At 66.7% G+C, this 12,995-nt stretch carries 15 protein-coding genes; 4 read left to right on the forward strand and 11 right to left on the reverse strand.

Annotation, left to right across the window (positions count from 1 at the left end):
* Nucleotides 1–46: 46 nt before the first annotated feature.
* The 4 genes from G5A46_RS03105 to mgtE are packed head-to-tail and all read right to left on the reverse strand — an operon-like array spanning nucleotide 47 to nucleotide 3,672.
* Nucleotides 47–1,195, reverse strand: a complete 1,149-nt coding sequence (locus tag G5A46_RS03105; protein ID WP_204318681.1) for a zinc-binding metallopeptidase family protein — start codon at nucleotides 1,193–1,195, stop codon at nucleotides 47–49.
* 39 nt (nucleotides 1,196–1,234) lie between these two features.
* Entirely contained in the window at nucleotides 1,235–1,663 is a 429-nt protein-coding gene (locus G5A46_RS03110) for a DUF1801 domain-containing protein (RefSeq protein ID WP_163847230.1), read from the reverse strand.
* A gap of 48 nt (nucleotides 1,664–1,711) precedes the next feature.
* Nucleotides 1,712–2,281: a 5-formyltetrahydrofolate cyclo-ligase gene (locus G5A46_RS03115; RefSeq protein ID WP_239520589.1), complete on the reverse strand. Its 570-nt coding sequence runs from the start codon at nucleotides 2,279–2,281 to the stop codon at nucleotides 1,712–1,714.
* Complete coding sequence (gene mgtE / locus G5A46_RS03120; protein WP_163847232.1) at nucleotides 2,278–3,672, reverse strand: magnesium transporter; 1,395 nt, start codon at nucleotides 3,670–3,672, stop codon at nucleotides 2,278–2,280. Before mgtE ends, G5A46_RS03115 begins: the two co-directional genes overlap by 4 nt.
* 144 nt (nucleotides 3,673–3,816) lie before the next feature.
* On the opposite strand from mgtE, the gene guaD reads away from it, so the two are divergent.
* The gene (guaD, locus tag G5A46_RS03125) at nucleotides 3,817–5,109 is read left to right on the forward strand and encodes a guanine deaminase (protein WP_163847235.1); all 1,293 of its coding nucleotides are present in this window, start codon (nucleotides 3,817–3,819) and stop codon (nucleotides 5,107–5,109) included.
* A gap of 188 nt (nucleotides 5,110–5,297) precedes the next feature.
* Here guaD and G5A46_RS03130 read toward each other — a convergent pair whose 3' ends face one another.
* From G5A46_RS03130 to G5A46_RS03145, 4 genes are read right to left on the reverse strand one after another with little or no spacing between them, the layout of a single operon-like run.
* Entirely contained in the window at nucleotides 5,298–5,798 is a 501-nt protein-coding gene (locus G5A46_RS03130; RefSeq protein WP_239520591.1) for a CAP domain-containing protein, read from the reverse strand.
* Nucleotides 5,798–7,141 carry an 8-oxoguanine deaminase gene (locus G5A46_RS03135; RefSeq protein WP_163847237.1) on the reverse strand — a complete coding sequence of 448 codons (1,344 nt, stop codon included), beginning with the start codon at nucleotides 7,139–7,141 and terminating at the stop codon, nucleotides 5,798–5,800. The genes G5A46_RS03130 and G5A46_RS03135 overlap by 1 nt, the downstream gene beginning before the upstream one ends.
* Nucleotides 7,142–7,158: 17 nt before the next feature.
* A complete protein-coding gene (gene hisN / locus G5A46_RS03140) occupies nucleotides 7,159–7,950 on the reverse strand; it encodes a histidinol-phosphatase (RefSeq protein WP_163847239.1) in 792 nt (263 codons plus the stop codon).
* 50 nt (nucleotides 7,951–8,000) lie between these two features.
* The gene (locus G5A46_RS03145; RefSeq protein ID WP_163847241.1) at nucleotides 8,001–8,366 is read right to left on the reverse strand and encodes a helix-turn-helix domain-containing protein; all 366 of its coding nucleotides are present in this window, start codon (nucleotides 8,364–8,366) and stop codon (nucleotides 8,001–8,003) included.
* A gap of 331 nt (nucleotides 8,367–8,697) precedes the next feature.
* On the opposite strand from G5A46_RS03145, the gene G5A46_RS03150 reads away from it, so the two are divergent.
* Nucleotides 8,698–9,774 (forward strand): NADPH:quinone oxidoreductase family protein, encoded by a 1,077-nt coding sequence (locus G5A46_RS03150; protein ID WP_163847243.1) that lies wholly within the window; start codon nucleotides 8,698–8,700, stop codon nucleotides 9,772–9,774.
* An 81-nt stretch (nucleotides 9,775–9,855) separates the two neighbouring features.
* On the opposite strand, the gene G5A46_RS03155 is transcribed toward G5A46_RS03150, so the two are convergent.
* On the reverse strand, nucleotides 9,856–10,761 hold the full coding sequence (locus G5A46_RS03155) for a LysR family transcriptional regulator (RefSeq protein ID WP_163847245.1): 906 nt from the start codon (nucleotides 10,759–10,761) through the stop codon (nucleotides 9,856–9,858).
* 126 nt (nucleotides 10,762–10,887) lie between these two features.
* Here G5A46_RS03155 and G5A46_RS03160 point away from each other — a divergent pair, with 126 nt between their 5' ends.
* Both G5A46_RS03160 and G5A46_RS03165 read left to right on the forward strand, forming a co-directional pair.
* Nucleotides 10,888–11,094: a DUF1127 domain-containing protein gene (locus tag G5A46_RS03160; RefSeq protein ID WP_163847247.1), complete on the forward strand. Its 207-nt coding sequence runs from the start codon at nucleotides 10,888–10,890 to the stop codon at nucleotides 11,092–11,094.
* A 135-nt stretch (nucleotides 11,095–11,229) separates the two neighbouring features.
* Entirely contained in the window at nucleotides 11,230–11,967 is a 738-nt protein-coding gene (locus tag G5A46_RS03165) for a Bax inhibitor-1/YccA family protein (RefSeq protein ID WP_163847250.1), read from the forward strand.
* A gap of 101 nt (nucleotides 11,968–12,068) precedes the next feature.
* Here the strand turns inward: G5A46_RS03165 and G5A46_RS03170 are convergent, their stop codons facing one another.
* Together G5A46_RS03170 and rpmG are read right to left on the reverse strand one after the other, a co-directional pair.
* Nucleotides 12,069–12,692 (reverse strand): GNAT family N-acetyltransferase, encoded by a 624-nt coding sequence (locus G5A46_RS03170; RefSeq protein WP_163847252.1) that lies wholly within the window; start codon nucleotides 12,690–12,692, stop codon nucleotides 12,069–12,071.
* A 102-nt stretch (nucleotides 12,693–12,794) separates the two neighbouring features.
* Entirely contained in the window at nucleotides 12,795–12,962 is a 168-nt protein-coding gene (gene rpmG, locus G5A46_RS03175) for a 50S ribosomal protein L33 (RefSeq protein WP_007814563.1), read from the reverse strand.
* Nucleotides 12,963–12,995: the final 33 nt, after the last annotated feature.

Raw genomic sequence — 12,995 nt, forward strand, 5'->3', positions numbered from 1 at the left:
TCGGTGCCGGCAGGCCGCGCGGGGCGATCATGCGTTGCGGCGCGGGTCATGGCGTTGCGCCGGGCCCACGGGCGATGGTGGCCCGCACATGAGCCAGTTTCCCGGCGATGGCAGGGGTGATGACCTCGGGCACGAAATCCAGCAAGCCCATCTCCCGGTTCAGCTCGTTCAGGACCAGGCCGAGGGTCTGATAGCGGCGCACCATCACATCGGTCTCCGCATCGGGTTCGGGGTGGATCAGACCCAGGTTCGCCGCCGTGTCCAGCACCGACACGATATCGAGATACAGCGCCCAGGTTTCTGCCCAATCCTCCCACGGATGCATCGTCGCATAGGCTGAGACATAGCCCCCCTCCCAGCCGGGGGGTGGACCATCGCGGTAATGGCGTTCCAGCGCCTCGCCGTAGGGCGGATTCTGCGGATCGCCGAAAAGCGCGGCGAACTCCGCCTCGGCCTCTGGCCGGCCCTTGATCAGCACATCCCAGTAATAATGCCCGATCTCATGGCGGAAATGACCGATCAGGGTTCGATGCGCCTCGCCAAGGTCGACCCGCAGGGATTCGCGTTCGGCGGCGTCGGCCTCCGCGATATTGATGGTGATCAACCCGTCGGCATGGCCGGTATAGACCCGCTCCGCCTCGCCCACCGGGCGCCACAGGCCCTGTGCCGCCATCCGGTCCCCCATGAAGGCAAAGGACAGCGGCGGGCTGACCCCCTCGCCCTCCGCGCCGTAGGGCAGGCCCAGCTGATCCAGCGTGTGGAACAGCCGCCGTTTCGCCGCCTCCAGCCGGGCCCAGCGCGCGCGGTTGCCGGGGACGGTCAGGTCCGGGACCGTCTCGTTGTAGCGGCAGCAATCGCAGAACGCCCCGTGCCCCGCCGGGACGGTGCGGTTGCAGACATCGTGCTGGGCGTAATTGCGGCACAGCGCCACCCGCGCGCCGCACGCGCCGCCGGTCTTGGTGCCCTGGCAGATCCAGTGATCGCCCGCAGGCTCCAGCGCGGTGACGGCGGCGCAGGACTGGCACCAGCCGGTGCGCCGCCCGCAGGCCGTGCAAGCGGTATTGTCGAAAAACAGCGTGTTGCCGCAGGTACAGGTAAAGAGCCGCATATCCGTGATCCGCCCATCCGCCGCCGGGGTGGCGGCTGTCTGGCAGATAGGCGCGCCGTCGCGAAAGGGAAGGCCCCGGCGCGGCATTCGGCGCCTCCTGGCCGGATGGGGGCGCAGGTTCGGCAGCTATTGCGCATGCACCGGGTAGATCCCGCGCAGCCGCTCCAGCCCGGCGGCGATCAGCTGGCGCAGCACATCGGTGTCCACCCGCGCCAATTGCGTGATGTAGAGACAGGATTTCCCTGTCCGATGCGGCCCCAACCGGTCCAGCAGCGGCGCGAAATCGCCGTAGCCCGGCATGATGTAGATTGATTGCGCCGCTTTGCGCGGGGAAAATCCGGTGGCCAGAAAATCACCCTCCCGCCCGCTGTCATAGCGGTAGTGGTAGCGCCCGAAGCCTATGATGCTGTCCCCCCACAGTCGCGGCGGCCAGCCTGTCACCTCGGCAAAGAGGTCCAGCAACGCCAGCGCGTCCCGGCGCCGGGTGCCGTTCTCCACCGTAGCGATGAAATCGCGCGGATCGATCGGGGTGGGGCGTGTCTTGTTCTCGGCCATTTGGCGATCCTTTGGCGGTTGGAAACCGGGGGCGACACGTGCAGGGTATCACGGAACGGGGGTCAGGACTTCGCGTTCTGTCACGATCATGTTCAGCGGCTGGTCGGTGGGTTCCAGGGGCAGGGCCTCCGCCTCCTGCGCGGCGTGGGCCAGCCCGATGGCCAGCACCGGACCCCGGGCACGCAGCCCCTCAAGCGTGCGATCATAGAACCCGCCGCCATAGCCCAGGCGGTTGAACTGCCGGTCAAAGGCCACCAGCGGCACGATCAGGATCTCCGGCACCATCCAGTCGCAGGGATCGGGCAATTGCGTGCCGAAGGGGCCGGGGATCAGGCGGCAGCCTTCTTCCCACAGGGCAAAGCGCAGGGGCCGCCCGGCGCCCTCCATCACCGGTACGCCGACGGGGCCGTGGGCCGCCGCCTCCGCCATGGCCGGCAGGGGCGACATTTCGGTCCGCATGGGCAGGTAGCCCGCAAGCGGAACCCCGCGATAGCCCGCCAGCACGGACGATAGCAGCGGCGCCGCCTGCCCGCCCGCCGCATGGGCCAGCGCCCGGCGGTCGAACGCCGCCTGCCGCGCGGCGGTCTTTACCGCCGCCAGATCACCTGCGCCGCTCACAACAGAAGCGCCCCGGCCAGCGCGAGAAAGGCGAAGAAGCCCACCACATCCGTAACGGTGGTCACAAAGGCGCCGGAGGCCAGCGCCGGATCGACCTTCAGCCGGTCCAGGATCACCGGGATCACCGTACCCGCGAACCCTGCGATCACCAGGTTGATCACCATCGCCGTGCCGATCACCACGCCCAACATGGGCGATCCGAACCAGGCCACGCCGATGATCCCCATCACCACGGCAAAGGCCACGCCGTTCACCAACCCCACAGTGACCTCGCGCCCGATGACACGCCAGACGTTCGATCCGGTCAGGTCCTTGGTCGCGATGGCGCGCACCGCCACGGTCAGGGATTGGGTACCCGCATTGCCCCCCATGGAAGCAACGATGGGCATCAGCACGGCCAGCGCCACGAACTGGGCGATCGTCTCTTCGAATTGCGCGATGACCAGCGAGGCCAGGATCGCCGTCACCAGGTTCACCGCCAGCCAGGGGAACCGTCGTTTCGTCGTGTCGATCACCCGGTCGTTGAGCGAGCTTTCCTCGCTCACCCCGGCAAGGCGCAGGATGTCCTCGTCATGCTCTTCCCCCAGGACGATCATCGCGTCGTCGATGGTGATCACGCCGACCAGGCGGTCGTCCTCGTCCACCACCGGGGCCGAGATGATATGATACTGGTTGAAGGCATAGGCCACCTCTCCCTCGTCCTGATTGGCGGGGATGGTGCGAAAGCTCGGCTCTGTCAGGTCGACCAACGGTGTCGCGCGGGGGGAGGCCATCAGCTTGCCCAGGGTGACATGGGCCACCGGCTTCATCCGGGGATCGACCAGAATGACGTGATAGAACTGCTCGGGCAGATCCTCGCGTTCGCGCATGAAATCAATCGCCTGGCCGACAGTCCAGTGTTCGGGCGTGGCGACCACCTCGCGCTGCATCAGGCGGCCGGCGGATTCCTCGGGGTAGGACAGCGCCTGTTCGACGGCGACGCGGTCGCTGTCCTCCAGCGCATCCAGGATCGCCTCCTGCTGCGGCTCCTCCAGGTATTCGACCAGATCGACGACATCGTCGCTGTCGAGTTCCCGCACCGCATCGGCCAGCACTTCGGGCGTCAGGAGGTGGATCACCTCCTCCCGGATCGAATCGTCGAGTTCCGACAGGATCTCCCCGTCGAATTCCTTGTCGTACAGCCGGATCAGCTTGCCCCGGTCATAGGCGTTGATCTGTTCCAGAAGGTCGGCGATGTCGGCGGCGTGCAGCGGCTCCATCAGGGCGATCAGCTGCGCGCGGTCGCCCATGTCCACGGCGAAGAGAATCGCCGCCACCGCCTTGCGATCCAAGGTGTATCCGGCGTCCTCGACCACCGTTTCGTCGTCCAGTTCCGCCCGCGAATCGCTCATGCCTGCCCCTTTCGGTTCCGAGGCGACCATAGAGGACGGTTTTTGACGGAGACAATGCGCCGCCGTGCGATTTACCCCCGTTGCCGGTCAGGATATCGTGGGCCGACCTCTTTTCCCGCCCCGCCATGCAACCCGAGGATCCCCATGAGCGCCGAGACCCTTCTGACCGGACGCCTGGTCGACTTCACCGCCAACCCCTTTGAAGTTCCGCGCGCCGATGCCGTCACGGTGGAGGACCACGGTGGCCTGCTGCTCCGCGACGGCCATATCGCCGCGCGCGGCACCGCCGATGACCTGGCCCGCGCCCATCCGCAGGCCCGGCGGATCGACTACGGCGCCGGGCTGATCCTGCCCGGCTTTGTCGATGCGCATGTCCATTATCCCCAGACCGGCATCATCGCCTCCTGGGGGAAACGGCTGATCGACTGGCTGAACACCTATACCTTCCCGGAGGAGGCGCGGTTTTCCGATCCCGCCCATGCAAAGGAGATCGCCAACCGCTATCTGGACCTGACGCTGGCCCATGGCACCACCACGGTGGCCAGCTATTGCACCATCCACCCCGGTTCGGTCGATGCGATCATGACGGCGGCGCAGGCGCGCGGGCAGCGGATCGTGGCGGGCAAGACCTGCATGGATCGCAACGCCCCCGATGACCTGCGCGATACAGCGCAATCGGCCTATGACGACAGCGCCGCCCTGCTGGCACGCTGGCACGGGGTGGACCGGCTGTCCTATGCGATCACGCCGCGGTTCTCTCCCACCTCCAGCCCCGAGCAGCTGGAGGCGATGGGCGCCCTGTGGGCCGCGCATCCCGATTGCCTGATGCAGACCCATCTCAGCGAACAGCTGGACGAAATCGAATGGGTCCGGGGGCTGTTCCCCTCCGCGCGCGACTATCTGGACACCTACGAAGCGCATGGCCTGCTGGGCCGCAACGGCCTGTATGGCCATGCCATCCACCTGGAGCCGCGCGAGCGTGATCGCCTGCGCGAGGTCGGCGCGGCGCTGGTGCATTGCCCGACCTCCAACACTTTCATCGGGTCGGGGCTGTTCGACATGGCCGGGCTGATGGCCGCCGGGCACCGGATCGGGCTGGCCACGGATACCGGCGGCGGATCGTCCTTTTCCATGTTGCGCACGATGGCGGCGGCCTACGAGGTCGGGCAGCTGACGGGCACTGCCCTGCACCCGGCGGAACTGCTGTGGCTGGCCACCGCCGGTTCGGCGCAGGCATTGGGGATGGGCGATCTGATCGGCACCCTGGCCGTGGGAAGCGAGGCGGATGTAACCGTGCTGGACCTGGCCTCCACCCCTGCCATCGCGCAGCGCGCCGACCGGGCCGAAGACCTGTGGGAGGCCGTCTTTCCCACGTTGATGATGGGCGATGACCGCGCCATCCGCGACGTCTGGGTCGCCGGGCGCCGCGTGGCCTGACGGAGCGGCGCCGCAGGCCCTGCTGGAGGCGCGAAAGAATGGCGGGAGCGCGATGGGGCTGCCCCGGCCCTTGCCCCGGAACCTGACGGGGGCGCCGTTGCGGGGGGCACCTCATCCGGGCCGTCCATCGCACAGCGGACAGCGGGGATGCACCGCCGGACCGGCCGGACAACGCCACACAACGGGCCTCAGCAGGGACGGGCGAAGGTGGTGACCCAGTATCCGTCTGACACCGCCGTGCCGGCAATCGTGGCCTCCGACAGGATGTTGCGGCGATGGCCGGGGCTGGCCATCCAGTCCGCGACCACGCGCTGCACGTCCGGCTGGCCCTTGGCGATGTTCTCCGCCACGTAGCACCAGTTCACCCCTGCCGCGCGCATCCGGTCGCCCACCGACGACCCGGCAGAGCCGTCATGCGTCAGCACCCCGCGCACCGCCATGTCGCGTGCATGCAGCCGCGCGGCCGCGTCGGCCTGGGTCGAAGAACCCAGCGGAGACAGCCCCTGCCCCGCGCGCGCCGCGTTCAGCGCCGCCAGCAGCCCCTGCGCATCGGCGGCGGCCACAGGCGCCTCCAACGGTGGCGCCGGGATCTGCCCGGTCTGCGCCACGCTCACGCCCATGGTGGCGCATCCCGCCAACCCGGCGATCAGCCCCAGGGCGGACAGTCCCGCCAGAATTCGCATCCGCATCACGACCCCCCTGCCAGGTTCTGCGCCAATTGCCCCTGCCGCCGGATCGCGGCCGGCAGGTCAAAGCTGACCACCGCGCCGTCGACCACGATGCGGCGCCCTTCGACCAGAAGATCGCGCACCCGGCGTGGCCCTGCCAAGAGCAAAGCCGCCGGATCCCAGCTTCCGGCGCTTTCCAGCCCGGAAACATCCCAGATCGCCACGTCGGCCCGGAACCCCGGCGCCAGCTGGCCGCAATCGTCGCGGCCCAGAACCTCGGCCCCGCCACGGGTGGCCAGGCGCAAAGCCTCCCGCGCGGACATGGCATCGGCGCCATTGGCAACCCGTTGCAACAGCATGGCCTGCCGGGCCTCGTCCATCAGATTGCCGGCGTCGTTGCTGGCAGATCCGTCCACGCCCAGCCCGACACGCACCCCCGCATCCACCATTGCCCGAACCGGCGCGATGCCCGATCCCAACCGGCAGTTGGAACAGGGGCAATGCGCCACGCCCGTCAGGCTTCGGGCGAACAGGTCGATCTCTGCCCCGTCGAGTTTCACGCAATGGGCGTGCCAGACATCCGGGCCGATCCAGCCCAGATCCTCGGCGTATTGGCCGGGGCGGCAGCCGAAGGTTTCCAGCGAATAGGCGACATCCTCGTCATTCTCGGCCAGATGGGTGTGCAGCATCACACCCTTGTCGCGGGCCAGCAGCGCGGCATCGCGCATCAGATCCCGGCTGACGGAGAAGGGCGAGCAGGGCGCGATGCCGACCCGCACCATCGCCCCCGGCGCGGGATCGTGAAAGGCATCGACCACGCGGATGCAGTCACGCAGGATCGCGGCCTCATCCTCCACCAGCGCGTCGGGGGGCAGTCCGCCCGCGCTTTCGCCGATGGACATGGCGCCGCGTGTGGGGTGAAACCGCAGCCCGACCTCCGCCGCCGCGGCGATGGTGTCATCCAGCCGCGCGCCGTTGGGATACAGGTAAAGGTGATCCGAGGACAATGTGCAGCCCGACAGCGCCAGCTCCGCCAGCCCGATCCGGGCGGAGGTGAACATCTCCTCCGGGCCGAACCGCGCCCAGATGGGGTACAGCGTCTTCAGCCAGCCGAACAGCAGCGCATCCTGCCCCCCCGGCACAGCCCGCGTCAGGGTCTGGTACAGATGGTGATGCGTGTTCACCAGGCCCGGCGTGACCACGCAGCCGCGCGCCTCGATCACCTGCGCGTCGGGGGCGTGCAACGCCGGCCCCACGGCCACGATCACCCCGTCTCGCATCAGCAGATCGGCGCCGCGCAGCTCTGTCGCGGCGTCGTCCATCGTCAGCAGGTAGTCGGCGTTGCGGATCAGACGTTCGGCCATGGTCTCCCCCTTCGGGATCACTCAACCGGATGGCGGGCCAGGATGTCCAGCGCCGCGGCGTGGATCTGCGGATTTGCCGCCGCCACCGCCCGCCCGCCGTCATGCACGGGCCCACCCTGCCAGTCGGTGACGATCCCGCCTGCCGCCTCGATCACCGCGATGGGCGCCTGGATGTCATAGGCGTTCAACCCCGCCTCGATCACCAGATCCACCTGCCCCGCCGCCAGCAGCGCGTAGGCATAGCAATCCATGCCATAGCGGGTCAGCTGTACCCGGCTCGCCACGGCGCGAAACGCCGCCGCATCGGCGGGGGTGCCGACCTCGGGAAAGGTGGAGAACAGCACCGCGTCGCCCAGGGTGCGGGTGGCACGGGTCTGCAAGGGGCGCGTGCCCAGTGGGCCGGTCATCTCCGCCCGGCCCAGGCCACCGGTGAAGCGTTCGCCGATATAGGGCTGATCGATGATGCCGTAGATCGGGCCATCGGCGTCGGACAGGGCGATCAACACCCCCCAGGTTGGCGTTCCGGACACGAAACCGCGCGTGCCGTCGATCGGGTCCAGCACCCATGTCAGCCCGCTGGTGCCGGAACTGGCGCCGTATTCCTCGCCCAGGATGGCGTCATCCGGGCGACGCGCGGCCAGAATGTCCCGCATCGCCCGTTCCGCCGCACGATCCGCCTCTGTCACGGGGTCGTATCCTGCGGCGTCCTTGTTGTCGGCCTGCATGGGGGTGCGGAACCGGGGCAAAATAACCCCGCGCGCCGCATCGGCCATGGCGTCGGCCGTGTCGAAAATGTCCTGCTTGTCCATAAGGCCCCCGAAGTCTCCGCCCTTGCGGCTACCTCGGGCGGACGGGCGAATCAAGCGACGTCGCTCAGCACCCGTGCAAGTTCGAAGAGATGGCGGCGCTGGTTTTCCGGGATCGCGTAGTAGGAGCGAATCAGGTCCAGCGCTTCCTTGTCGCCCATCAGGTCGGAGGGCACGCCCAGGTGCTCCCGCTTGCCGCCTTCGTCGATACCCTCGAAAAAGAAGGCGACCTCGACATCCAGCGCATCCGCGATATCCCAAAGGCGGGAGGCGCTGACGCGGTTGGCACCTGTCTCATATTTCTGAATTTGTTGAAATTTTATACCAACCCTCTCGGCCAGCTGCTGCTGAGTCATGCCGACAAGCCATCGGCGGTGCCGAATACGCTGACCTACATGTTTATCCACGGGATGCGTCATCTTGCGCTCCTTAAACATTTCATTCGATCCAATACCCCCCTGTGCGTCGCGTCGGGGAGCAACAAGTCACTGGTCAAAATGACGCTGACCGACCTGGAAAAGAGTAACATCAATTATTTCTAATGAGAAATTAGCACCTCTGATAACTCCCTGTAGAGAAGAACACTACCCTCCTTGCACAATTCTGGGATGCGTAACATTTGCAAACCCGCCTTTACGTTCTTTACGTGCACGTCACCCTGCCGTCGCGGGACACCGGGATTTGACAGGTTGAAACAGGCCGGGCTATCCCGACCCTCGCGACCACAGCCCGAAAGATATGGAGATGCCGATGCGCGCCTATCGCTGCCACGGCCCACAGGGGACCAACGCTTTGGAAAACTTGCCGAAACCCGTGGCCAAGCCGGGACAGATCGGCCTGTCGATCCGGGCCTGCGGCCTGAACTTCGCCGATCTCCTGATGCTGAAAGGCACCTATCAGGAGACGCCTGAGCCGCCCTTTACCCCCGGGCTGGAAGTCGCCGGCATCGTCGATCACGCGCCTGCGGGCAGTGGTTTCACACCCGGCCAACGTGTGGCGGTCTACGGCGGATCGGGCGGGTTGGCCGAGTATGGCACCTTCGCAACCGACCGGGTGGTCGCCCTGCCCGACGGCATGAGCTTTCGCGACGCGGCGGCGTTGCAGATCGCCTATGGCACCAGCCATGTCGCGCTGGAACACAAGGCCCGGCTGCAACCGGGGGAGTCGCTGCTGGTGTTGGGCGCGGCGGGCGGCGTCGGCCTGACGGCGGTGGAGATCGGCAAGCTGATGGGTGCCCGCGTCATCGCCTGCGCGCGGGGCCCGGCGAAGCTGGAAATCGCCCGGCGCGCCGGGGCCGATCACCTGATCGACGCGGAAACGGATGACATTCGCGCAACGGTCAAGGCATTAGGCGGGGCCGACGTGGTCTATGACCCGGTGGGCGGCGCCCAGTTCGAGGCCGCGTTCCGCGCCTGCCGCCCGGAGGCGCGAATCCTGGTGATCGGCTTTGCCTCCGGCGATATCCCGAGGGTGAAACCGAACCACATGCTGGTGAAGAACATCGACCTGCTGGGGTTCTACTGGGGCGGCTACATGTCGTTTCGCCCCGAAGTCGTGACCGACAGCCTGGCGCAGCTGATGCGCTGGCACCAGGAGGGGAAGATCACACCCCATGTCAGCAACGTCCTGCCGCTGGAACGGGTCGAAGACGGGCTGGACCTGCTGCGTCGCCGGGCATCCACCGGGAAGGTGGTGATCACGATGGGCGACGAAGGTGACGAGGATCGCGACGGCCAGGTCACACGGCAGGTCAGCTGTCCCAGGACAGGGGGCAGCCACGGTTCGGGACGTGGCAGACGTGGCAAAGGGGGCGCTGCCCCCTCTTGAGCCGTTGGCTCAATTCACCCCCGCGGTATTTCGGCCCGAAGGGGGCCCCGCGTGGCGCCCGGCCCCGCGCGGTCGCGCAGCTCAGGAAACGGCGGACAGCCGCGGGCTGTCGGCGACGATGGGCGGGCGGATATCGCGATTGGCGGTGTAGCCCTGACGCAACAGGGCGACCAGCCGGTCCTGCACACCGCCCCGCCCGCGATCGAGCGTGTACATGCAGATCTTCTGCGTCCCCAGCTCGGGCAGATCTCCGTCATGCACGATCATCGCCAGATGGGCGGGCTGCGTGTCCTCGATCATCGTGCCGACGGCGAGGTCGGCGCTGATCGTCGCCTCGACCGTGCGGTCGGATTCGGTGTCGACGGCCAGCTCCCAGTCGATTCCGGCGCGGTCGAGCGCCCGCAGCGATTGCGGACGGAACAGGCAGGAGGCGCCGGAGGCGAAGCGCAGCGGGCGCTGCCGCCAGGCCTGGCCGCCCGGCGCACCGATCCAGCGCAGCGGACGTTCGTCCAGGATCTCCCCGCCGGGCATCACCTCGGGCTCCGTCGTCAGGATGATGTCGGCGCGGCCCTGGTCGAGTTCCGATTTCAGCTTCCGCGTGTAGGACGACAGCAAGTGCACCTTCAGCCGGGGAAACTCGGCGTTGAAGCGGGCGAGGATTCGCGGCAACACCGGGTAGACGATGTCATGAGGGACGCCCAGCACGACCTCTCCTTCGAATGTATCGCAGGTCAGGCGGGTCATCGCCTCGTCATTCATTTCCACCATGCGGCGGGCATAGCCCAGCAACTGCTCCCCCGAAGGGGTAAGCGCGATCCGCCGACCCGTGCGGTCGAACAGCGACAGGCCCAGCATTTCCTCCAGCCGTTTCAACTGCATGGAGACAGCCGACTGGGTGAAGTTCAGCATCCCTGCGGCCTTGGTCACGCCGCCGTGGTCGGCGACGGCGACAAAGCTGCGCAGGGCGGTCATGTCGAGGTTTCTCATATCATCAATCCCTGTGATGCTGCGGCTCAGAAACATTCATTTCACAAATTGAACACACCGGACCATATACATCAACAGAAATCATCACCCAGCGTTGTCACATGACATTTACGAAAGGCTAACCCCATGACGACCCGCACTCTCGGCTCCATCTCCTCCTCCACCCCGGCCTTCCGTGGCCTGGTCGGACGCGTCTTTTCCATGCTGTCGCTGTACCGCGAACGCCAGAGCCTGGCCCGCCTTGACGACAAGATGCTGGCCGATATCGGCGTGACCCGTGAACAGGCCCTGCGCGAAGCCGGTCGCCCGCTTTGGGACAACCCGATCCGTTGATCGGTCTTCAGCCTGACCTGTCCGGAAAATATCAGGTCCGAAGGGGCGGTATCATTCTTGAAATACCGCCCCTCGCGCACGATATTGGTAGCGAATTCTCCAAGCAGGAGAACGTTCTTACCATCGGAGGCTTGAATGGCTGACTACAACACCATGCGCACGGCGGCCGGGTCTCGGACCGCAGCGATCGACGCGGGCCTTCGCGCCCACATGAACAAGGTCTACGGCACCATGTCCGTGGGCATGTTGCTGACCTTCGCGGTCGCCTGGGCGGTGGGGACTTCACCGCAACTGCTGAGCGTGTTCCGCGATCCCGCGACGTTGCAGCCGAACATCCTGGGCTGGATCGTGATGTTCGCCCCGCTGATCATGGTCTTTGCCTTCGGCGCGATGATCAACCGACTGTCCGCGGCCGGGGCACAGACGTTCTTCTATGTCTTTGCCGCCGTGATGGGCCTGTCGCTCAGCTGGATCTTCGTCGCCTTTACCGGCTTCTCCATCGCGCAGGTGTTCCTGGTGACCGCGATCTCCTTTGCCGGGCTTTCGCTGTGGGGCTACACCACCAAGAAGGACATTTCCGCCTGGGGGTCGTTCCTGATCATGGGCGTGATCGGCCTGGTCGTGGCGTCGATCATCAACATCTTTCTCGGCTCCCCCGCGCTGCAATTCGCGATCACGCTGATCGGTGTGCTGATCTTTGCCGGGCTCACCGCCTACGACACCCAGAAGATCAAGACGACCTACATCGAACACGCCCGTCACGCGGACAGCGAATGGCTGGGCAAAGCCGCGATCATGGGCGCGCTGAACCTCTACATGGACTTCATCAACCTGTTCATGTTCCTGCTGCAACTCCTGGGCAATCGCGAGTGATCGCAGCCGCCCGAGGCTGAACCAGACAGACGCGGGGCCGATCCGAAAGGATCGGCCCCTTTTGCATCCGCGCCTTGTGGATGCCCGCCGGGCGCGCGGCGTCACTCCAGCCGGCGCATCTGCACGGCGGGAAACAACACGCCGGTGGGCAGGCGCACGTCGATCCGCGCCACCCGCTCAAAACCTAGAGCAGCGTAGAACGGCACCGCCGTCAGCGTTGCCTGGCAATGCAAACGCCGCACCCCCGCCGCGCGGGCCGAACTCAGGATCCGGGTCAGGATGCGCCGCCCCAGGCCCGCGCGCACCAACATCGGATCAGTGGCGACATGGCGCAGGTGCCCCTCTCCGGTCCGGCCCGGCGAACCATGGGGGGAGAAATCCGTCCAGCCCCCGGCGGCTAGGATGCGATCATCGGATTCGGCCACGAAATAGGTGCCGCAGCTCAGCAGGCTGGGGCGGGCCTGCGAGATCAGGGGCAGCGCCTCGCGCAGCAGGGCGGGGGCGTAATCGGGGGCCAGAAGCGCCCGATAGGACCGCGCCAGCATCCGGCTGACAGCCTCTGTATCGGCGGGCAGGGCGGGGCGGATCAGAAGGTCATCAGGCAGGGAACCCGGCGCGGAGAGCGTACCGCCGGGCGCAGGCGGGGCGACCTTGCGCGGCACGGCAGGGTGCGGACCGGCAGAAGACGGGGCGCAATCGGGCGGGGGCAGGACGGGGGCGGACATCTCGGGCTCCTTGCTTCGGAAGGGAGGAAGCAGGCGCGGCCCGTAAACGAAGAAAGCCGCGCTCTGCGGCGCGGCTTTGCAACATCTTCAAGGGGGTTGATCTTACTTGATCTTGCCTTCCTTGTACTCGACATGCTTGCGCACCACCGGGTCGTACTTTCGTACAACCATCTTTTCGGTCATGGTACGTGCGTTCTTCTTGGTCACGTAGAAATGGCCCGTGCCCGCGGTCGAGTTCAAGCGGATCTTGATGGTGGTCGGCTTCGCCATTGTCGGTCTCCTACGGCAAGGCGCACCCCGAGG

This window comes from Pseudooceanicola aestuarii, from assembly GCF_010614805.1.
Lineage (GTDB): Bacteria > Pseudomonadota > Alphaproteobacteria > Rhodobacterales > Rhodobacteraceae > Pseudooceanicola > Pseudooceanicola aestuarii.

Coding starts and splice junctions, on each gene's coding strand:
- G5A46_RS03145 (WP_163847241.1), bottom strand. CDS start 8,366: ATGACGCATCCCGTGGATAAACATGTAGGTCAGCGTATTCGGCACCGC.
- G5A46_RS03130 (WP_239520591.1), bottom strand. CDS start 5,798: ATGCGGATGCGAATTCTGGCGGGACTGTCCGCCCTGGGGCTGATCGCC.
- G5A46_RS03160 (WP_163847247.1), top strand. CDS start 10,888: ATGACGACCCGCACTCTCGGCTCCATCTCCTCCTCCACCCCGGCCTTC.
- G5A46_RS03170 (WP_163847252.1), bottom strand. CDS start 12,692: ATGTCCGCCCCCGTCCTGCCCCCGCCCGATTGCGCCCCGTCTTCTGCC.
- G5A46_RS03105 (WP_204318681.1), bottom strand. CDS start 1,195: ATGCCGCGCCGGGGCCTTCCCTTTCGCGACGGCGCGCCTATCTGCCAG.
- G5A46_RS03165 (WP_163847250.1), top strand. CDS start 11,230: ATGGCTGACTACAACACCATGCGCACGGCGGCCGGGTCTCGGACCGCA.
- G5A46_RS03110 (WP_163847230.1), bottom strand. CDS start 1,663: ATGGCCGAGAACAAGACACGCCCCACCCCGATCGATCCGCGCGATTTC.
- G5A46_RS03135 (WP_163847237.1), bottom strand. CDS start 7,141: ATGGCCGAACGTCTGATCCGCAACGCCGACTACCTGCTGACGATGGAC.
- mgtE (WP_163847232.1), bottom strand. CDS start 3,672: ATGAGCGATTCGCGGGCGGAACTGGACGACGAAACGGTGGTCGAGGAC.
- rpmG (WP_007814563.1), bottom strand. CDS start 12,962: ATGGCGAAGCCGACCACCATCAAGATCCGCTTGAACTCGACCGCGGGC.
- G5A46_RS03150 (WP_163847243.1), top strand. CDS start 8,698: ATGCGCGCCTATCGCTGCCACGGCCCACAGGGGACCAACGCTTTGGAA.
- hisN (WP_163847239.1), bottom strand. CDS start 7,950: ATGGACAAGCAGGACATTTTCGACACGGCCGACGCCATGGCCGATGCG.
- guaD (WP_163847235.1), top strand. CDS start 3,817: ATGAGCGCCGAGACCCTTCTGACCGGACGCCTGGTCGACTTCACCGCC.
- G5A46_RS03155 (WP_163847245.1), bottom strand. CDS start 10,761: ATGAGAAACCTCGACATGACCGCCCTGCGCAGCTTTGTCGCCGTCGCC.